The organism is Pseudomonas sp. GL_135 (assembly GCF_057834665.1).
In genome coordinates, this window is record NZ_CM174408.1 from 2731361 (window position 1) to 2753074 (window position 21714).

Genomic DNA, 21714 nt, shown 5'->3' on the forward strand with positions numbered 1-21714 from the left:
CATGCGCAGGCCGGGGCTTTTGCCTTCCCTTGCAGCTTGAAGCTTGCCGCTTGGAGCTCCCGCCCATGAATCTGTCCGGGCCCTTCATCAAACGCCCTGTAGCGACGATGCTCCTGAGCTTGGCGATCATGCTGCTGGGCGGGATGAGCTTCGGTTTGCTGCCGGTGTCGCCGCTGCCGAACATGGATTTCCCGGTGATCGTGGTCAGCGCCTCGCTGCCCGGCGCCAGCCCGGAAATCATGGCGTCCAGCGTGGCGACGCCGCTGGAGCGCTCCCTCGGGGTGATTGCCGGGGTCAACACCATGAGCAGCCGTTCGAGCCAGGGCTCGACGCGGATCATTCTGCAGTTCGACATGGACCGCGACATCAATGGTGCTGCGCGGGAAGTGCAGGCGGCCATCAATGCGTCGCGCAATCTGCTGCCCAGCGGGATGCGCAGCATGCCGACCTACAAGAAGGTCAACCCGTCCCAGGCGCCGATCATGGTGCTGTCGCTGACCTCCGACGTGCTGGAGAAGGGCGAGCTGTACGACATGGCCTCGACGATCCTGTCCCAGAGCCTGTCCCAGGTGAACGGCGTCGGCGAAGTGCAGATCGGCGGCAGTTCGCTGCCCGCCGTGCGCGTGGAGCTGGAACCCAAGCTGCTGTCCCAGTACGGCGTGTCGCTGGATGAAGTGCGCACGACCATCTCCAATGCCAACGTGCGCCGCCCGAAAGGCTCGGTGGAGAACAGCGAGCACAACTGGCAGGTGCAGGCCAACGACCAGTTGGAGAAGGCCAAGGATTACGAATCGCTGATCATCCATTACGCCAACGGCGCGGCGTTGCGGCTCAAAGACGTGGCCAAGGTCAAGGACTCGGTGGAAGACCGCTACAACAGCGGCTTCTTCAATGACAAAGCCGCGGTGCTGCTGGTGATCAACCGGCAGGCCGGCGCCAACATCATCGAAACCGTGGCGGCGATCAAGGCGCAGTTGCCGGCGTTGCAGGCGGTGCTCCCTGCGAGCGTCAAGCTCGACCTGGCCATGGACCGCTCGCCGGTGATCAAGGCCACGCTGCACGAAGCCGAGATGACTTTGCTCATCGCCGTGGTCCTGGTGATCCTGGTGGTGTTCCTGTTTCTCGGAAACTTCCGCGCCTCGCTGATCCCGACCCTGGCGGTGCCGGTGTCGCTGGTCGGCACCTTCGCGATCATGTACCTGTACGGCTTCTCGCTGAACAACCTGTCGCTGATGGCACTGATTCTCGCCACCGGGCTGGTGGTCGACGATGCCATCGTCGTGCTGGAAAACATCTCCCGGCACATCGACGCAGGCGTGCCGCCCATGGAGGCAGCTTATCTCGGCGCCAAAGAAGTCGGCTTCACGCTGCTGTCGATGAACGTCTCGCTAGTGGCGGTGTTTATCTCGATCCTGTTCATGGGCGGGCTGGTGGAGAGCCTGTTTCGCGAGTTTTCCATCACGTTGTCGGTGTCCATCGTTGTTTCGCTGGTGGTCTCGCTGACCCTGACGCCGATGCTCTGCGCGCGCTGGCTCAAGCCCCATGTGCCGGGCACGGAAAATCGCCTGCAACGCTGGAGCCAGCGGGTCAATGACCGCATGGTTGCAGGCTACGACCGCAGCCTGCGCTGGGTGCTGCGCCACCGGCGCCTGACCCTGCTGACGCTGCTGTTGACCATCGTCGGCAACGTCGCGCTGTACGTTGTGGTGCCAAAAACCTTCCTGCCGCAGCAGGACACCGGCCAGTTGATGGGGTTTGTGCGGGGCGATGACGGCCTGTCGTTCTCGGTGATGCAGCCGAAGATGGACACGTTCCGCTCGGCGATCCTCAAGGACCCGGCCGTGGAAAGCGTCGCGGGCTTCATCGGCGGCAACGGCGGCACCGGCAACGCCTTCATCATCGTCCGTTTGAAGCCGATCAAGGAACGCAACATCGGCGCCATGGAAGTGGTCGAGCGGCTGCGTAAGGAAATGCCCCTGGTGCCGGGCGGGCGCCTCTTTCTGCAACCCGATCAGGACCTGCAGTTGGGCGGCGGCCGCGAGCAGACCACTTCGCAATACCAGTACATCCTGCAAAGTGGCGACCTGGAAACCCTGCGCCTGTGGTACCCGAAGATCGTCGCGGCACTGAAGTCGCTCAAGGAACTGACTGCCATCGACGCCAACGACGGCGGCGGCACCCAGCAAGTGACGCTGATCGTCGACCGCGATGCGGCCAAGCGCCTGGGCATCGACATGAACATGGTCACCACGGTCCTGAACAACGCCTACAGCCAGCGCCAGGTGTCGACTATTTATGACCCGCTGAACCAGTATCAGGTGGTCATGGAGGTCAACCCGAAATACGCCCTCGACCCGACCACGCTGGAGCAGGTTCAGGTGATCACTGCGGAGGGCGCGCGGGTGCCGCTGTCGACCATCGCCCGTTACGAGCGCAGTCTGGAGGACGACCGGGTCAGCCATGACGGCCAGTTCGCGTCGGAAAACATCTCCTTCGACCTGGCCGATGGCGTCACCCTCGATCAGGCCAACCTCGCCATCGAACGCGCGGTCGCGGCGGTGGGCCTGCCCGAAGACGTGATCGCCAAGATGGCCGGGACCTCCGACGCCTTCGCCGCGACCCAGAAGAGCCAGCCGTGGATGATCCTCGGGGCGCTGGTGGCGGTGTACCTGGTGCTGGGCATTCTCTACGAAAGCTACATCCACCCGCTGACCATTCTCTCGACGCTGCCCTCGGCCGGGGTCGGCGCGCTGTTGAGCATCTACCTCACCGGCGGGCAATTCAGCCTGATCTCGCTGTTGGGCCTGTTTCTGCTCATCGGCGTGGTGAAGAAGAACGCGATTCTGATGATCGACCTCGCCTTGCAACTCGAACGCCAGGGCGGCATGACCCCGGTGGAATCGATTCGCAACGCCTGCCTGCAGCGTCTGCGGCCCATTCTGATGACCACGCTGGCGGCGATCCTCGGTGCCGTGCCGTTGCTGCTGAGCAGCGCCGAAGGCGCGGAAATGCGCCGGCCGCTGGGCCTGACCATTATTGGCGGGCTGATCCTCAGCCAGATCCTCACGCTGTACACCACGCCCGTGGTTTACCTTTATCTCGACCGTCTGCGCCATCGTTTCAACACATGGCGCGGGGTGCAGACGGATGCTGCCCTGGAAACTCCGCTATGAACGACTCGATGAAAACGCCTGACCTGCAGCGGACGTTGCCGTTTCGCCGGAGCTTCGGCGTAGCGCTGTGTGCGCTGCTGCTGAGTGCCTGTGCCGTCGGCCCTGATTACCAGACGCCAGACATGCCGACCCCGGCGCACTTCAAGCAGGCTGAGGGCTGGACCCAGGCCAACCCGAGTGATGCGATAGCGCGCGGCGCGTGGTGGGAAATCTATGGCGACGCCCAGCTCAACGCCCTGGTCGAGAAGCTCAACACGTCCAACCAGACCGTGGCGCAATACGAGGCGCAGTACCGGCAGGCTGCGGCACTGGTGCGCAGTGCGCGTGGCGCGTTTTTTCCGACCCTGGACCTGACCACCAGCAAAAACCGCTCAAGCCAGGGCACCGGCAGCAGCAGTTCGAGCCTGAGCAGTTCCAGCAGCGGCATCCGGGACACCTACAACGCGCAGTTGGGCGTGAGCTGGGAAGCCGACGTGTGGGGCAAGTTGCGCCGCGGCCTGGAGGCCGACAAGGCCAGCGCCCAGGCCAGCCTCGCCGATCTGGCGTCGATGCGCCTGAGCCTGCAGTCGCAACTGGTGCAGAGTTACCTGCAACTGCGGGTGATCGACGAGCAGAAACGTTTGCTCGAAGCAACGGTCGATGCCTACCAACGCTCGCTGACCATGACCCAGAACCAGTACCGCGCCGGGATTTCCGGCCGGGATGCTACCGCGCAGGCGCAGACACAACTCAAGAGCACCCAGGCCGACCTGATCGACCTGCAATGGCAGCGCGCCCAGTTCGAAAACGCGATTGCCGTGCTGATGGGCCAGGCGCCGGCGGACTTCAGCCTCGCGGCCACAACGTCGATTCCGGCGGTGCCGCAGATTCCGGCGCAGCTGCCGTCGCAATTGCTTGAGCGCCGCCCGGACATCGCCGCTGCCGAGCGATCAGTGATGACCGCCAACGCCAATATCGGCGTGGCCAAGGCCGCGTATTACCCGGACCTGACCCTGAGCATGAGCGGCGGCTACAGCAGCAGCACGGTCAGCAACTGGATTTCCCTGCCCAACCGCTTCTGGTCGGTCGGCCCGCAGTTGGCGATGACCCTGTTCGATGGCGGCCAGCGCGCTGCCGAAGTGGACCGCACCGAAGCCGTCTACGACCAGACTGTCGCCCAGTACCGCCAGACCGTGCTCGACGGTTTCAAGGAGGTCGAGGACTACATGGCGCAGTTGCGCGTGTATGAGCAGGAAGCGGGCGTGCGCGACGAGGCCCTGCAATCGGCGCGTGATTCGTTGCGCCTGACCAACAACCAGTACAAAGCCGGGCTGATCGGTTATCTGGACGTGGTCAACGTGCAGACCACGGCCTTGAGCAACGAACGCAGCGTGCTGAATGTGCTTGAAAGCCGGCTGGTCGCCAGTGCTCAACTGATCGCGGCACTGGGCGGTGGCTGGGACGCGGCGACCGGGCTGACGCCGGGCAAGGACATATCGGAACGCTAGGTGCTTGCGTAGCGATGTGCCATCTTTGCGACGGAGTGTCGGGACTTTTTCGCGAATTTCGGTACAATCGCCGCCCCATTCATCAGGGCTGAAAAGCCGAATTTCGTTGAGCCAAGGGCCAGCCCATGTTGATAGGCCATTACACCTACTCGCTGGTTCTGATTTCAGTCCTGGTAGCGATTCTCGCGTCCTATACGACCCTTGACCTGGCGGGGCGCATTGCCTCGGCCAGCGGTCGGGCAAGAATGCTGTGGGTGTGCGGCGGGGCGCTTTCGATGGGTGTCGGCATCTGGTCCATGCATTTCATCGGCATGCTTGCGTTCACGCTGCCCATCCCGCTGGCGTACGACATCCCGCTGACACTGCTGTCGCTGCTGATCACCATCTTTACCTCCGGTCTTGCGTTGTGGCTGGTCAGTCACGATCGCGTTCCGGTGTTGAACATTGTCTTCGGCGCATTCGTCATGGGCCTGGGCAGCAGCACCATGCATTACACCGGCATGGCGGCAATGCGCATGCAGCCGGGCATCGACTACGACCCCACCTTGTTCGGCCTGTCGCTGGTGATTGCCGTCACCGCGTCAGCCGCAGCGCTGAGCATCGCCGTGCGGCTGCGCAAGGAAACCCCTTACGTGCGTCTGGCCCGCAGCGGTGCGGCGGTGATCATGGGCTTCGCCATCCTCGGCATGCACTACACCGCCATGACCGCCGCCAACTTCCCGGCCGGCAGTTTCTGCGGCGCGATGCCCGGTGGCCTGCATCCCGACGGTCTGGACAAGCTGGTATTGATCACCAGCCTCACGGTGCTGGGCATTACCTTGTTGACCTCCGTACTGGATGCGCGCATGGCCGCGCGCACCGCCCAATTGTCGCTGTCGCTGAAAGAAGCCAATCGCGAGCTGACGCAACTGGCCCTGCACGACAACCTCACCGGGTTGCCTAACCGCATTCTGCTGGCCGATCGCATTGATCAGGCCATGCACAAAGTGGACGCCCAGGGCGGCATGTTCGCGCTGATGTTTCTGGATCTGGACGGCTTCAAGCCGGTCAACGACGCATTCGGTCATCACGTCGGCGACCAGCTCCTGCGGGCGGTGGCCGTGCGCATGCGCGAAAACTTTCATCGCCACGACACACTGGCGCGCATCGGCGGCGATGAGTTTGTGCTGCTGGTCGAACTGGATGATGGCGAAGAGGCGGTCAGCGTCGCCTCGCGCCAGGTAGCCCTGGTCAGCCAGCCGTTCAGCGTGCAGGAACATGATCTTCAGGTGACGGTGAGCATCGGCATCAGCCTGTACCCGGGCAACGGCCGCACCCAGCAGGAACTGCTGATGAACGCCGACGCCGCCATGTACCACGCCAAGAGTGCCGGGAAGAACGGCTACAGCTTCTTCGACGCGTCGATGAACACCAACGCGCGCAATCAGTTGCAGCTGTTGCAGGACCTGCGCCTGGCGCTGCGCGAAGGGCAGTTCTGCCTGCATTACCAGCCGAAGTTCTCTGCAGGCACCCACCGGCCGATCGGTGCCGAGGCACTGATGCGCTGGAATCATCCGCAGCTCGGGCTGCTGATGCCGGACACATTCATGGGTCTGGCGGAAAAAACCGGGTTGATCATCCCGATCGGCGAGTGGGTACTGAACGAGGCCTGCCGGCAGATGAAGCGCTGGTACGACGCTGGCTACACTGACTGGCGCATCGCGGTGAACCTGTCGGCGCTGCAGTTCAGTCACGTCGGGCTGGTCGAGACCGTCACAGACGCACTGGCCACCCATGGGCTGCCGGCCAATTGCCTGACCCTGGAAATCACCGAAACCACCGCGATGAGTGACGCCGACGCCAGCATGACCGTGCTGCAGAAGCTGTCGGACATGGATGTTGACCTGTCTATCGACGATTTCGGCACCGGCTATTCCAGCCTCATGTACCTCAAGCGCCTGCCGGCCAACGAGTTGAAGATCGACCGCGGTTTCGTCCGCGACCTGGAGCACGACAGCGACGACGCCGCCATTGTCTCGGCCATCGTTGCGCTGGGCCAGGCCCTGAATCTGCGCATCGTCGCAGAGGGTGTCGAGACCGCCAGCCAGCAAAGTTTCCTCACGCGACTGGGTTGTGACTCGTTGCAGGGTTTTCTGCTGGGGTATCCGTTGCCGCCTGAGCGGTTTATGGCGGACATTGAAGCCTCCCGGCGTCGACTCAGCGAAATCACCGATTGAGTGCCAATGCCCACCCCACCTTTACGCAATGATCGACTGGGAACGTTTATGGATAAAAATCTCCTCATCACGGGCGGCTCCCGGGGCATCGGGGCCGCGACGGCGGTTCTGGCAGCGGCGCAGGGTTATCGCGTGTGCATCAACTATCTGTCCGATCATGCGTCGGCCGAGCGGCTGTGCGGGCAGATTCGCGAAACGGGTGGGCATGCCATTGCGGTGCAGGCAGACGTCAGCAACGAGGACGAGATCATTCGGCTCTTTGGCCGGGTCGATTCGGAGCTGGGGCGGATCACTGCATTGGTCAATAACGCCGGCACGGTGGGGGAGGCCTCGCGGCTGGACACGATGTCCGAATTTCGTCTGCTGAAGATCATGATGAGCAACGTCGTCGGGCCGATGCTGTGCAGCAAACACGCGCTGCTGCGCATGCTGCCTCGCCATGGCGGTCGCGGCGGCAGCATTGTCAACGTGTCGTCCGTGGCCGCACGGCTCGGCTCCCCCGGCGAGTATGTGGATTACGCGGCGTCCAAAGGCGCGCTGGACACCTTCACGGTCGGGCTGGCCAAGGAAGTCGCGGGCGAGGGTGTACGAGTCAATGCCGTACGCCCCGGTTACATCTTCACCGAATTCCACGCCCTGAGCGGCGACCCCCACCGTGTCAGCAAACTGGAGCCGACCATTCCCATGGGCCGTGGCGGGTTGGCCGATGAAGTGGCGGAAGCGATTCTGTGGCTGCTGTCGGACAAGGCGTCGTATTCGACGGGTTCGTTCATCGACCTGGGCGGCGGTCGGTAGTCACCGCTGAATGTGCCGCCGTCTTCCCGGCTGAAGCCGGTCCTACATCCGCGTTCACATTCAATTCCGCTGACTGCACGCGGTCCCTTGTAGGACCGGCTTTAGCCGGGAAGGGGCCGGTCCTGGCACTTAAGATTTGCAGCGCTGCCTCTTCGCCCGGCACTTTTTAACCTATCATCGAGCGAATAATCTTCCCCAGTGTCTCCATCGCCCGTTCAGACGTGTCACCCCAAGGACTGCCGTAGTTCAAGCGGATGAAGTGCCTGAAGCGCCGCGTCGGCGAGAACATCGGCCCGGGCGCGATGCTGATGCCCTGGGCGAGTGCGGCCTGGAACACTTTCAGCGAGTCGATCTGTTCCGGCAGTTCAACCCAAAGGAAATACCCGCCGGTGGGTTGGCTGACGCGGGTCTGCGCGGGGAAGTGCCGGGCGATGGCGCCAAGCATCGCCCGCTGCTGGTCTTCCAGGCTGTGGCGCAATTTGCGCAGGTGGCGGTCGTAACCACCGTGTTGCAGGTAATCGGCAATGGCGGCCTGGGCGGGCATTGAGGCGCACAGCGAGGTCATGATTTTCAGCCGCTCGACCTTCTGCGCATAACGCCCGGCGGCCACCCATCCCACCCGATAACCAGGCGCGAGGCTCTTGGCGAACGAGCCGCAATGCAGCACCAAACCTTCGGTGTCGAACGCCTTCGCCGGTTTCGGCGCGTGCTGGCCGTAATACAGCTCGGCGTAGACGTCATCCTCGATCAGCGGCACTTCATGCTTGCGCAAAAGCTCGACCAGCTCCCGCTTGCGCAACTCGGGCACCGTCGCCCCGGTCGGGTTCTGGAAACTGGTCATGCTCCAGCAGGCCTTGATCGGGTAACGCTCCAGCGCCTGTTCCAGCACCGCCAGGTCAATGCCCTGTTGCGGGTGCACCGGAATTTCCACCGCCTTGAGCTTGAGCCGTTCGAGCACCTGCAGGCAGGCGTAGAACGCCGGGGCCTCGATGGCCACCAGATCACCGGGCTCGGTCACCGCTTGCAGGCACAGATTCAGGGCTTCGAGGGCGCCGTTGGTGATCAACAGTTCGTCCATGGGCAACATCTGCCCGGCGACCATGTAACGCAGCGCGATCTGTCGGCGCAGGGCCGGATTGCCGGGCGAGAGGTCGCTGACCACCATGCTGGGGTCCATGTCGCGGGTGGCGCTGGCGAGAGAGCGGGCCAGGCGCTGCAGCGGGAACAGCCCGGCGCTGGGAAAGGCGGAGCCGAATGACACGATGTTCGGGTCCTTGATCGATTCAAGTACCGAGAACACCAGGTCGCTGACGTCGACTTCGGTGGATTCGCTCACCTGGGGCGCAGGGCGCGCGTCCTGATCCGGAGTCGGATCGCCCAGGCCTTGCAGGCGGACGCTGTCGTTGACGAAATAGCCTGAACGCGGGCGGGCCCGGATCAGACCCCGCCGTTCCAGCAGATAATAGGCCTGGAACACCGTCGACGGACTGATGCCGTGGGTCTGGCTGGCATAGCGCACCGACGGCACGCGCTGACCTGCAGCCAGCACCCCGGTGCGAATCAGCTCGGCAATGTCATCGGCAAACTTTTCATAACGCTTCATGGTGGGCTCGTGCGGAGTGGCTTCAGGGTGCAGCAGCCATGCATGGCCGGCCAGCGGGAGGGGCGGATGACCCGTTTGCAGTGTCGAAATATGCTCGCGACGCGCGGATTAGTACAGATGCAGATTGGCGCACAAAAACCGGCTCAGGCGCCAGGGCTCGACACGGCCTCCCGCACTCTCGAACCCCGCTGCGGTCCATACCGCACTGACGGTGAATGAGGGGGAATGCACTGATGAATGCCTGGTGGGAAGAAGTCGTGGAAACGCTGCAGGCCGAGTTTTCTGATATCACGGATGCCGGGCAAATCACCCGCGTGACCATACGCCTGGTGATCGCGGCGCTGCTGGGCGGGATTCTGGGTTTCGAGCGGGAGCACAAGGGCAAGGCGGCAGGGGTTCGCACCCACATGCTGGTGTGCATGGGCGCGGCATTGTTTGTGCTGGTGCCCCGCATGGCCGGCGCCGACGACGCCGCACTCAGCCGTGTAGTGCAGGGCATTGTGGCGGGGATCGGCTTTCTCGGGGCCGGGACCATCCTCAAGGGCGATGCGCTCAACGCGACTCAAGTGAAGGGCCTGACCACGGCAGCTGGCCTGTGGATGACGGCGGCCATCGGTATCGCGGCGGGAATGGGCAGGGAAATGACGGCGGTGCTGAGTACGGTGCTTGCGTTGGGGATTTTCAGTCTGATGCCGCGAATTGTCAGGCGCTTTGAATCCCCGGAAGAACGCGCCAAGGACCCGGCTCGCCGCACGGGTGGTGATGCGCAGGAGCCGTAAACCGGTCGTTATTCAGGATATCGCGGGAGTGAATGCTGATTAACAGTGGGACCGGGTTCAGCCGGGAATGGGCCAGTTGGCGCACCCTCAAAAACGCGGCGTGCCATCCAAAAGCTTCCCGGCTGAAGCCGGTCCCACTAGCTCGCGTTGCGCCATTGGGAATGGTCGCGCTCCCGCTGAACGCACGCCGCTCAATTGTAGGACCGGCTTCAGCCGGGAAGAGGCCGGTGGGCACACCTTGAATCTCGCGGCATGCCATACAAAAGCTTCCCGGCTGAAACTAGTCCTACAACACCGCGTCGGGTCAGTGAATCACTCAGGAAACGTGTCATCCAGAATTGCCGGAGGCTCGCCGCTCGGTGGATCACCTACAGGCGGCTCGATCACCGGAGGCATCAGCGGTGAAGGCGGCTCTTCTGGCTTGGGCACCGGCAGTTCGGGATCATCTATGTTCGGATCGGGCGTTTCTGCGGGAACGGGAATGCTCATGGTCGTCGCTTCCTTGGGTTCGTCGAGAAGGGCGTGTCAAGTGACGCGGCATTACACCTGCCGTCACGCAAACATCTCGACCGCAGCGCCCTGACAATGATTCACTCAATCCGCCCGGTCGCCCCGCGGTGCCGGAGCACTTGGCCTGCCAGTAGGGCCGCGGTGGCCTGATCAAACGTCACGCAAGCTGTTTGAACTTTTGCCCGACGCTGGCGTTCGGAACCTATGCTGCCACGTCCGGATGCGTTGATCCCGTGGCTCTCTCTTATGTTATGAACAAAGACGCTGAAGCAATGGGCGCCCCACGGTGGGCGTCCCTGGGCGTGAGGAGTGATGCTCGATGAATGATACTGCTGATCAGCCGTACGGCCCGGATTCCCTGGCAAACGATGTTCTCCACTCTATCCACCCTATCCCCCTGACCCAAGCCTTGCAGCTGCCGCGCATCGTGATCGAGGACACCCAGCCGGTGATCGATAACGGTCAGCTGGCGGCCAAGGCCGTTGTCGGTCAGCCGGTCACGGTCACCAGCAAAATCTACGCGGACGGCCACGACAAGATGGCCGTGCGGATCGTCTACCGTGCCGTTGACGATGAAGAATGGCAGTCGGTGCCCATGCGTGAGCTGGGCAACGACAGCTGGGTGGGCGAATTCACCCCGCCGACCTTTACCCGCTATGTCTATCGCCTTGAAGCCTGGATCGATCAGTTCGGCAGCTACCGCTACGAGCTGGAAAAGAAATACGCTGCCGGCGTGACCATCGATCTGGAGCTGGAAGAAGGGCGCCTGCACCTGGTGCACGCCGCCGAGCGCAGCAGCCTGGAACTGCGCGGCCAGCTTGACAGCCTGATCAACCGCCTCGGTGAAGCTACGGAAAACGAGGCCAAAGTTGCTTTGCTATTGAGCAGTGAAGCCGCTGCCATTATGGCGAAGGCGGATAACCACGCGTTCCTCAGCCGCAGCCTGGAATTCCCGCTGGACGTCGAACGTGAGCTGGCTCAGTTCGCCAGCTGGTACGAGCTGTTCCCGCGCTCGATCACCGACGACAAAAAGCGCCACGGTACTTTCAAGGACGTCCACTCGCGCTTGCCGATGATCCGCGACATGGGCTTCGACGTGCTGTACTTCCCGCCGATCCACCCGATCGGCCGCGCCCACCGCAAAGGGCCTAACAACTCCCTGACCGCAGGGCCGGATGACGTCGGCAGCCCGTACGCCATCGGCAGCGCTGAAGGCGGGCATGACGCCATTCACCCGCAACTGGGCACCCGCGAGGACTTTCGCGAACTGGTCGCCGCAGCCGCTGAACACGGCCTGGAAATCGCCCTGGATTTCGCCATCCAGTGCTCCCAGGACCACCTGTGGCTCAAGGAACACCCGGGCTGGTTCTCGTGGCGTCCGGACGGCACCATCCGTTACGCGGAAAACCCGCCGAAGAAATACCAGGACATCGTCAACGTCGATTTCTATGCGCCGGACGCGATTCCGGGCCTGTGGACCGAATTGCGTGACGTGATCCTCGGCTGGGTGAAAGAGGGCGTGAAGATCTTCCGCGTCGACAATCCGCACACCAAGCCGCTGCCGTTCTGGCAGTGGATGATTGCCGACGTGCGCAGCCAGCACCCGGAAGTCATGTTCCTGGCCGAGGCGTTTACCAAACCGGCGATGATGGCGCGCCTGGGCAAGGTCGGTTATTCCCAGAGCTACACCTATTTCACCTGGCGCAACACCAAGGCCGAGCTGAGCGAGTACTTCACTCAGCTCAACGAGTCGCCGTGGCGCGAGTGTTACCGCCCGAATTTCTTCGTCAACACGCCGGACATCAACCCGCCGTTCCTGCACGATTCAGGGCGCCCGGGCTTCCTGATCCGCGCGGCGCTGGCGACCATGGGTTCGGGCTTGTGGGGCATGTATTCAGGCTTCGAGCTGTGTGAATCGGCGCCGGTGCCGGGCAAAGAGGAATACCTGGATTCCGAGAAGTATGAGATCCGTCCTCGCGATTTCACCGCACCCGGCAACATCATTGCCGAGATCGCCCAGTTGAACCGCATCCGTCGCCAGAACCCGGCACTGCAGACGCATTTGGGCCTGAAGATATACACCGCGTACAACGACAACATCCTGTACTTCGGCAAGCGCACCGCGGATGGCAGCAACTTCATTCTGGTCGCCGTGAACCTCGATCCGCGCAACGTGCAAGAAGCGACGTTCGAGCTGCCACTGTGGGAAATGGGCCTGCCTGATGATGCCGCGACCTTGGGCGAAGACTTGATGACCGGGCATTCCTGGACCTGGTATGGCAAGTACCAGTTCATGCGCCTGGACCCGTCTTACCAGCCGTTCGGCATCTGGCGCATCAAAGCCACAAACCAATAATTCAAAGGATGTGGTCATGGCAAAGAAACCCCGCAACGCTGCCTTTATCGAAGACCCGCTCTGGTACAAGGATGCGGTGATTTACCAGGTCCACGTGAAATCGTTTTTCGACTCCAACGACGATGGTATCGGTGACTTCCCCGGCCTGATCGCCAAGCTCGACTACATTGCCGAACTGGGCGTCAACACCATCTGGCTGCTGCCGTTCTACCCGTCGCCCCGCCGCGACGATGGCTATGACATCTCCGAATACCGTGGCGTGCACAGCGACTACGGCACCATGGCCGACGCGAAGAAGTTTATCGCCGAGGCCCACAACCGTGGTCTGCGGGTGATTACCGAACTGGTCATTAACCACACCTCTGACCAGCACGCATGGTTCCAGCGCGCGCGCCACGCCAAGAAAGGCTCCAAGGCGCGGGATTTCTACGTCTGGTCCGATGACCCGCAGAAATACGACGGCACCCGGATCATCTTTCTCGACACCGAGAAGTCGAACTGGACATGGGACCCGGTGGCCGAGCAGTACTTCTGGCACCGTTTCTATTCCCACCAGCCGGACCTGAACTTCGACAACCCGCAGGTCATGAAGGCGGTGATCGAGGTCATGCGCTACTGGCTGGACATGGGCATCGACGGCCTGCGTCTGGATGCGATTCCGTACCTGATCGAGCGCGACGGTACCAACAACGAAAACCTGCCGGAGACCCACCAGGTCCTCAAGCAGATCCGTGCCGAAATCGACGCGAACTACCCCGACCGCATGTTGCTGGCCGAAGCCAATCAGTGGCCGGAAGACACCCAGCTGTACTTCGGCGATCGCAAGGGCAAGGACGGCGACGAATGCCATATGGCGTTCCACTTTCCGCTGATGCCGCGCATGTACATGGCGGTGGCCCAGGAAGACCGTTTCCCGATCACCGACATCCTGCGCCAGACCCCGGAAATCCCGGAGAATTGCCAGTGGGCGATCTTCCTGCGTAACCACGATGAACTGACGCTGGAGATGGTCACCGACCGCGAGCGCGATTACCTGTGGAATTACTACGCTTCGGACCGTCGCGCGCGGATCAACCTGGGCATTCGGCGTCGCCTGGCGCCGCTGCTTGAACGTGATCGCCGTCGCGTTGAATTGCTGAACAGCATGCTGCTGTCCATGCCCGGCACGCCGACCCTGTATTACGGCGACGAAATCGGCATGGGCGACAACATCTACCTCGGCGACCGCGACGGTGTGCGGACGCCGATGCAGTGGTCGATCGACCGTAATGGCGGCTTCTCCCGCGCCAACCCGGCGAGCCTGGTGCTGCCGCCGATCATGGACCCGCTGTACGGTTACCAGTCGGTCAACGTCGAGGCGCAGGATCATGACCCGCATTCGCTGCTGAACTGGACCCGGCGCATGCTCGCCGTGCGCCGGCAGCAGAAAGCCTTCGGTCGCGGCACCCTGAAAATGCTCTCGCCAAGCAACCGCCGTATCCTGGCCTACACCCGCGAATACACCGGGCCGGACGGCAAGACTGAAATCATCCTCTGCGTCGCCAACGTCTCGGCTGCGTCCCAGGCTGCGGAGCTTGAACTGGCGCCGTACGCCGGGACAGTGCCGGTCGAAATGCTCGGCGGCAGCGCCTTTCCACCTATTGGCCAGCTCAATTACCTGCTGACGTTGCCGCCTTATGGCTTCTACTGGTTCTTGCTGGCCGCGGAGAATCAAATGCCCAGCTGGCACGTTGAACCGGCCCAGAGCATGCCGGACTTCCCGACCCTGGTGCTCAAGCAGCGCCTGGAAGAACTGCTCGAAGAACCCCTGCGCCAGACCATGGAACAGCAGTCGCTGTCGGTTTATCTGCCGAAACGACGCTGGTTCGCCGGCAAGGGCACCGCCATCGACAGCATTCACATCGCCTACGCCGTGCGCTTTGGCTCCACGGTGCGGCCGGCGTTGCTGAGCGAAATCGAAGTCACCTCTGGCGGCGAAACGGTGCGCTACCAGTTGCCGTTTGGCCTGTTGCCGGAAGACGACATCAGCAGCGCCTTGCCGCAACAGTTGGCCCTGTCCCGCGTGCGTCGTGGCCGCCAGGTCGGCTTGATCACCGATGCGTTTACGCTCGAGCCGTTCATTCGCAACGTCATCAAAGGCATGCAGGACAACACCGTGCTGGCGACGCCGGACGGTGAACTGCAGTTCCAGAGCACGTCGCAACTGGCGCCACTGGGGCTGAACGAAGACGCCGAGGTGCGTTACCTCTCGGCCGAGCAGTCCAACAGCTCGGTGGTGGTCGGCAAGAAGCTGGTGCTGAAAATGATTCGCCGTGTCGCGGCCGGTACTCACCCGGAGCTGGAAATGGGCGCGTACCTGACCGAAGCCGGCTATCCGCACATCTCGCCGCTGTTGGGCGCGGTGGTGCGCGTCGACGGGCAGGGCGAGAAGAACCTGCTGATGATCGCCCAGGGTTACTTGAGCAATCAGGGCGACGCATGGGAATGGACTCAGAACAACCTCGAACGCGCCGTGCGTGATCACATGGCCCATGGTCAATCGGCGCTGGAGCAGCAAGCCAACGCGCTGATCGAACTGAAAGACTTCGCCGGCCTGCTGGGTCAACGGCTGGGTGAGATGCATGTGATCCTCGGCGCGCCGACGGACAACCCGGACTTCAAGACCGAAGTCACCAGCGTCAAGGACAGCGAAGCCTCGGCGAAAAGTGTGTCGGCGCAGATCGAGCGTGCCTTGCAGCTGCTTGAACAGCATCGCGACTCCCTGGAAGCCCAGGATCAGCAGCTCATCACCGAGCTGCTGGGCACGCGCAAGGCGCTGCTGGCTCAGGTCAAGACCCTGGCGAAACAGTCCGTTGGCGGCCTGAGAATGCGCGTCCACGGCGACTTGCACCTCGGTCAGATGCTGGTGGTGAAGGGCGATGCCTACCTGATCGACTTCGAGGGTGAACCGGCGCGTCCGCTACAGGAACGTCGGGCCAAGTACAGCCCGTTCAAAGATGTCAGCGGCGTGCTGCGCTCCTTCGATTACGCTGCAGCGATGGCCATGCGCAACGCGCAAAGCGCCGACACCTCGGCACAGGCTGAAACCGCTCGCCAGCAAGTGGCCGAAACGTATTTGAAGCAGGCGCGGGAAGCCTTCCTCGACGGTTATCGCAAGGCCACCGTCGAAGTGGGCCACGACTGGAAAGATGCCAAAGGTGAGGCTGCTGCGCTGGCGCTGTTCACCCTGGAAAAAGCCGCTTATGAAGTGGCCTACGAGGCCGAGAATCGGCCGACATGGTTGTCGGTTCCGCTTCAAGGCTTGCGCGGGCTTCTAGACCTGTCTGATGGAGAATGAAAATGAGTGCGTCTGACCAATTCGGTAATGGCAACCACGCGATATTGCCCAGCGCCGTCGACCTGGACGCGTTGATCCGTGCGGAGCACCGCGACCCGTTCTCGATGCTCGGCCCCCACAGCGATGGCGCTGAAGGCCAGGTAATCCGCGCCTATCTGCCCAATGCACTGGCGGTGCGCGTGCTGTCTCGCGACGGCGAACGTGACCTCGGCGAGCTGAGCATGACCGACAAGCCGGGCTTCTTTGCCGGGCAGTTTGCGGTGCGCGAACCCTATCTGCTGAAAATCTCTTGGGCCACCGGCGAGCAAATCACCGAAGACCCGTACAGCTTCGGCGAGCAACTGGGCGAGATGGACTTGTACCTGTTCGCCGAGGGCAACCACCGCGACCTGAGCAGCGCCTTGGGTGCGCAGGTCAAGAATGTCGACGGTGTCGACGGCGTGCGCTTCTCGGTGTGGGCTCCGAATGCCCGCCGGGTTTCGGTGGTCGGCGACTTCAACAGCTGGGACGGCCGTCGTCACCCGATGCGCCTCCGTCACCCGACCGGCGTGTGGGAAATCTTCATCCCGCGCATCGGCCCGGGCGAAGCGTACAAGTACGAGATCCTCGGCCAGCATGGCGTTCTGCCGCTCAAGGCTGATCCGATGGCCCTGGCCACTCAGCTGCCACCCGCTACCGCTTCGAAAGTCGCTGCGCCGCTGGCGTTTGAATGGCAGGACCACGAGTGGATGCAGTCTCGGGGCGACAAGCACGACATTCATCAGCCGCTGTCGATCTACGAGCTGCACGCTGGCTCGTGGCAGTGGCACCACGGCGGCGATGACGAGCCGGATCGCCCGTACGACTGGCGCGAGCTGGCCGAGAATTTGATTCCTTACATCAAGGACCTGGGCTTTACCCACATCGAACTGATGCCGATCATGGAGCACCCGTTCGGCGGTTCATGGGGTTATCAGGTGTTGTCGCAGTTTGCACCGAGTGCGCGCTACGGCAAACCGGAAGACTTCGCTGCCTTCGTTGATGCCTGCCACCGTAACGACATCGGCGTGATTCTCGATTGGGTGCCGGCGCACTTCCCGACCGATGCACACGGTTTGGCCCAGTTCGACGGGACCGCGCTGTACGAATACGCCAACCCCCATGAAGGTTTCCATCAGGACTGGAACACCCTGATCTACAACTTGGGTCGCACCGAAGTCCATGGCTTCATGATTGCCTCCGGTATCCATTGGCTGAAGAACTTCCACGTTGATGCGTTGCGCGTGGATGCGGTGGCGTCAATGCTGTACCGCGACTACTCCCGCAACGCCGGGGAGTGGGTGCCGAACCGTTACGGCGGTCGCGAAAACCTGGAAGCCATCGATTTCCTGCGCCACCTCAACGACGTGGTTGCGATCGAAGCGCCTGGCGCGCTGGTCATTGCCGAGGAATCGACCTCGTGGCCGGGCGTTTCGCAACCCACCCAACAAGGCGGTCTGGGTTTCTCGTACAAGTGGAACATGGGCTGGATGCATGACACGCTCAAGTACATCGAGCAGGACCCGATCCATCGCCAGCACCACCATTCACAGCTGAGCTTTGGCCTGGTCTACGCCTGGTCCGAGCGGTTCGTGCTGCCGATTTCCCACGATGAAGTGGTGCACGGCAAGCATTCGCTGATCGATAAAATGCCAGGCGACCGCTGGCAGAAATTCGCCAACCTGCGCGCGTACCTGTCGTTCATGTGGACCCACCCGGGCAAAAAGCTGCTGTTCATGGGCTGCGAGTTTGCCCAGTGGCGCGAGTGGAATCACGACACCGAGCTGGACTGGCATTTCCTGCAGTACGCCGAGCACAAGGGCGTGCACACGCTGGTCAGCGACCTCAACCGGTTGTATCGCACGGAAAAGGCGCTGCACGAGCAGGACTGTCAGCCACAGGGTTTCCAGTGGGTGATTGGTGACGACGCCGGTAACAGCGTCTATGCCTACCTGCGCTGGAGCAAGGAGGGCGAGCCGTTGCTGGTGGTCGCCAACCTCACGCCGGTGCCGCGCGAAGCCTACCGCGTTGGCGTTCCGTTCAGCGGCAAGTGGGCCGAGCTGTTCAACAGCGATGCAGGGGTCTATGCCGGTTCCAACTTTGGCAACGGCGGCGGCGTGCGCACCGACGAGATCAAGAGTCACGGCCAGGCGTTCTCGTTGTCCTTGAACCTGCCGCCGCTGGGCGTGGTGATTCTCAAGCCAACGGTTGAGCAGTTGCAGCACGATGAGTGATAACGCCTTGCGCCGAGCCGTGCTTTTCTCGACGCAGCGCAATGGCCGAGTAGCAACTGAGTAGCAAACCTGTGGGAGCGAGCTTGCTCCCGAATAGCTTTCTTTCAGTCGACATGATCGTCTGATAGAGCATTCGTCAGCGGACTCGCTCCCACAGTCGTTTCAGCCCTTCCAACAGACGTTGTGGGACCTTTCCCTAACGAATGTCATCCCTCGCCACTGAACCTGACATCTTTTCAATGGTCTGTTGACCACTGCGCGCGCAGTACGCCCGGGTTACGGCCCTCGACGTTCGGCTGAATCTCGCCCGCGCCAGATGCCTATTTCCGCAGTTGCAGCGCGTTGTTCGGCGCTGTTCGATCAGGCGTTATTCCCATGCATGCGGCCCGCCCATCGGCCTTCTTTTCAATTTGTCGAAGATTATCCATGCCTATTTCTCCCTCCGATGCCTCCCTTCCCTTGACCCCTGTGCCGGGCGTTCGACGCCGTTTGCTCAATGCCGGCCTGCTGACCACCATGATAACCGCCGCCGTTGCCAGCCCGTTCGCGCTGGCCGAAACCACGAGCAAGGATCGCTGGGTCAGTGACACCCTGAGCACTTACGTACGCAGCGGTCCCACCGACGGCTACCGCATCGTCGGCACCTTGAAGTCCGGACAGAAAGTCGAGCTGATCAACACCCAGGGCGACTACAGCCAAGTGCGCGGCAGCGCTGGCGACAACGTCTGGATTCCCACCGCGGACCTGCAAGAAGTGCCGGGGCAGGCCGAGCGCTTGCCGCAATTGACCCAGAAGGCCGCGGACCTCAGCGCGCAACTGAAGACCATCGACGACGACTGGAAGACCAAGGTTCAGGGCATGCAGGAAACCCTGGAGTCGCGCAAAAAACTGGTCGACGAGCTCGAAGCACGGACCAAGGACCTGAACGCGCAGTTGGCCAGCGCCCAGTCGGATTTGCGCACGACCCAGGCAAAGCTGGGTGACGAAAACAATCAGGTGCTGATGCGTTACATGGTGTACGGCGGCAGCATCGCCGGCGCCGGCCTGTTGCTGGGCCTGATCCTCCCGTCCCTGACCAAGGGCCGCAAGCGCAACGATCGCTGGTTCTGAGTCCGCTTCGTCCTACCTTCTGCACGCGCACTGAACCCGGCATTCCCCATGCCGGGTCTTATCCCGGGTCTTGGGCAAAAACCTGGCCCGCGTCCTTGGCAATAACTGGCAACTTTTCCCCCATGCGCTAGTTTAGTGCGGGGCACCCTCTGCCCACCGCTGTCTCCCACCACAAGAAAAAAGAGAAACTGCCCATGAAGTACCAACCCTTCGCCCAGTCGCTCATTGCGACGGTGCTTGCCCTTGGTCTGTCCTGCGCCCACGCCGCTTCCGTGGCCCCGGCCGCTGCTGAAAACGGCATGGTCGTCACCGCGCAGCACCTGGCCACCCATGTGGGTGTCGACGTGCTCAAATCCGGCGGCAACGCAGTCGATGCAGCCGTTGCCGTGGGTTACGCCCTGGCGGTGGTCTATCCCGCCGCCGGCAATCTGGGTGGGGGCGGGTTCATGACCATCCAGCTGGCGGACGGGCGCAAGACCTTCCTCGACTTCCGCGAAAAAGCGCCTCTGGCCGCCACCGCCAACATGTACCTGGACAAGGACGGCAACGTCGTGCCGGACCTGAGTTCGAAGGGGCACCTGGCCGTTGGCGTGCCCGGCACTGTGTCCGGCATGGAGATGGCGCTCAGCAAATACGGCACCAAAAAACGCGCCGAAGTCATTGCGCCGGCGATCAAACTCGCTGAAAACGGCTTCGCCCTGGAGCAAGGTGATGTCGATCTGCTCGGCACCGCCACCGACGAATTCAAGGCCGACGCCAAGGACCTGGGCACGATATTCCTGAACAAGGGCCAGCCACTGCAGGTTGGCGACACCCTTGTGCAAAAAGACCTTGCCAAAACCCTCAAGGAAATCTCCGCCAAAGGCAGCGATGGTTTCTACAAGGGCTGGGTGGCCAAGGCCATCGTCGATTCGAGCCAGGCAGGGAAGGGCATCATCACCCAGGCCGATCTCGACAAATACGCAACCCGCGAACTGGCGCCGATCGAATGTGATTACCGCGGCTACCACGTGGTCTCGGCGCCGCCACCGAGCTCCGGCGGCGTGGTCATCTGCGAGATCATGAACATCCTCGAAGGCTACCCGATGCAGGAACTGGGCTATCACTCCGCCCAAGGGCTGCATTACCAGATCGAGGCCATGCGTCACGCCTACGTCGACCGCAACAGCTACCTGGGCGATCCGGATTTCGTCAAAAACCCGATCAGCCATCTGCTTGACCGCGACTACGCCGCGAAGCTGCGCGCCGCCATCGAACCGCAGAAAGCCGGCATCTCCCAGAACATCAAGCCCGGCGTCGCGCCCCACGAAGGCAACAACACCACCCACTATTCCATCGTCGACAAGTGGGGCAACGCGGTTTCTGTCACTTACACCCTCAACGACTGGTTCGGCGCTGGCGTGATGGCAAGCAGCACCGGCGTGATCCTCAACGATGAAATGGACGACTTCACCTCCAAGGTCGGCGTGCCGAACATGTACGGCCTGATTCAGGGTGAAGCGAACGCCATCGCGCCGGGCAAGTCGCCGTTGTCGTCGATGAGCCCGACCATCGTCACCAAGGACGGCAAGACGGTGATGGTGGTCGGCACGCCGGGCGGCAGCCGCATCATCACCGCTACTTTGCTGACCATGCTTAACGTGATCGACTACGGGATGAACATCCAGGAAGCCGTTGATGCGCCACGTTTCCATCAGCAATGGATGCCGGAAACCACCAATCTGGAGGCCTTCGCTGTCAGTCCGGATACCCAGAAGATCCTGGAAAGCTGGGGCCATAAGTTCGCCGGTCCTCAGGACGCCAATCATCTGGCTGCCATTCTCGTCGGCGCGCCGGCGCTGGGTGGGACGCCAGTGGGCAACAACCGTTTCTACGGTGCCAACGATCCGCGTCGCAGCACCGGCCTGTCCCTCGGTTATTGATCGGAGCGCGAGCCGAGTCACCGGACGGGCAGGGTGCTCGCGTCCGGTGACGTGTGCTGCGGTGTTCCTCAGGCAAGATCCTGCGCATGATTTTGGTTGCGCGTAGGACACCTTGAAGTGTTATGTTATAACTCGCTTTTTACAGGCCTGACATGGGCCTGTCGGTTATCGCGC

At 62.3% G+C, this 21714-nt stretch carries 12 protein-coding genes; 10 read left to right on the top strand and 2 right to left on the bottom strand.

The window, feature by feature from the left end; translation table 11 throughout:
- Nucleotides 1-65: 65 nt before the first annotated feature.
- The 4 genes from AC3ISG_RS12015 (at nucleotide 66) to AC3ISG_RS12030 (ending at nucleotide 7671) form a co-directional block, all read left to right on the top strand.
- Nucleotides 66-3173: an efflux RND transporter permease subunit gene (locus AC3ISG_RS12015; protein WP_489299387.1), complete on the top strand. Its 3108-nt coding sequence runs from the start codon at nucleotides 66-68 to the stop codon at nucleotides 3171-3173.
- An 8-nt stretch (nucleotides 3174-3181) separates the two neighbouring features.
- On the top strand, nucleotides 3182-4660 hold the full coding sequence (locus AC3ISG_RS12020) for an efflux transporter outer membrane subunit (RefSeq protein WP_205487447.1): 1479 nt from the start codon (nucleotides 3182-3184) through the stop codon (nucleotides 4658-4660).
- Between the two features lie 125 nt (nucleotides 4661-4785).
- Nucleotides 4786-6876: a bifunctional diguanylate cyclase/phosphodiesterase gene (locus tag AC3ISG_RS12025; RefSeq protein WP_122535239.1), complete on the top strand. Its 2091-nt coding sequence runs from the start codon at nucleotides 4786-4788 to the stop codon at nucleotides 6874-6876.
- A 48-nt stretch (nucleotides 6877-6924) separates the two neighbouring features.
- Nucleotides 6925-7671 carry an SDR family oxidoreductase gene (locus tag AC3ISG_RS12030; protein ID WP_122535241.1) on the top strand — a complete coding sequence of 249 codons (747 nt, stop codon included), beginning with the start codon at nucleotides 6925-6927 and terminating at the stop codon, nucleotides 7669-7671.
- 166 nt (nucleotides 7672-7837) lie between these two features.
- Here the strand turns inward: AC3ISG_RS12030 and mapR are convergent, their stop codons facing one another.
- The gene (gene mapR / locus AC3ISG_RS12035) at nucleotides 7838-9274 is read right to left on the bottom strand and encodes a GntR family transcriptional regulator MpaR (RefSeq protein WP_489299388.1); all 1437 of its coding nucleotides are present in this window, start codon (nucleotides 9272-9274) and stop codon (nucleotides 7838-7840) included.
- A 233-nt stretch (nucleotides 9275-9507) separates the two neighbouring features.
- On the opposite strand from mapR, the gene AC3ISG_RS12040 reads away from it, so the two are divergent.
- Complete coding sequence (locus tag AC3ISG_RS12040; RefSeq protein WP_122535244.1) at nucleotides 9508-10053, top strand: MgtC/SapB family protein; 546 nt, start codon at nucleotides 9508-9510, stop codon at nucleotides 10051-10053.
- 312 nt (nucleotides 10054-10365) lie between these two features.
- Here AC3ISG_RS12040 and AC3ISG_RS12045 read toward each other — a convergent pair whose 3' ends face one another.
- Nucleotides 10366-10542 carry a hypothetical protein gene (locus AC3ISG_RS12045; RefSeq protein ID WP_163022162.1) on the bottom strand — a complete coding sequence of 59 codons (177 nt, stop codon included), beginning with the start codon at nucleotides 10540-10542 and terminating at the stop codon, nucleotides 10366-10368.
- A gap of 340 nt (nucleotides 10543-10882) precedes the next feature.
- Between AC3ISG_RS12045 and AC3ISG_RS12050 the strand changes: the two genes are divergently transcribed.
- The 5 genes from AC3ISG_RS12050 (at nucleotide 10883) to ggt (ending at nucleotide 21540) form a co-directional block, all read left to right on the top strand.
- A complete protein-coding gene (locus AC3ISG_RS12050; protein WP_489299389.1) occupies nucleotides 10883-12919 on the top strand; it encodes an alpha-1,4-glucan--maltose-1-phosphate maltosyltransferase in 2037 nt (678 codons plus the stop codon).
- Nucleotides 12920-12935: 16 nt separating this feature from the next.
- Complete coding sequence (treS, locus tag AC3ISG_RS12055; RefSeq protein WP_489299390.1) at nucleotides 12936-16256, top strand: maltose alpha-D-glucosyltransferase; 3321 nt, start codon at nucleotides 12936-12938, stop codon at nucleotides 16254-16256.
- Nucleotides 16257-16258: 2 nt separating this feature from the next.
- A complete protein-coding gene (gene glgB, locus AC3ISG_RS12060) occupies nucleotides 16259-18508 on the top strand; it encodes a 1,4-alpha-glucan branching protein GlgB (protein ID WP_489299391.1) in 2250 nt (749 codons plus the stop codon).
- Between the two features lie 516 nt (nucleotides 18509-19024).
- A complete protein-coding gene (locus AC3ISG_RS12065; RefSeq protein ID WP_489299511.1) occupies nucleotides 19025-19618 on the top strand; it encodes a TIGR04211 family SH3 domain-containing protein in 594 nt (197 codons plus the stop codon).
- Between the two features lie 194 nt (nucleotides 19619-19812).
- Nucleotides 19813-21540, top strand: a complete 1728-nt coding sequence (gene ggt, locus AC3ISG_RS12070) for a gamma-glutamyltransferase (protein ID WP_489299392.1) — start codon at nucleotides 19813-19815, stop codon at nucleotides 21538-21540.
- The last annotated feature ends 174 nt before the right edge of the window (nucleotides 21541-21714 follow it).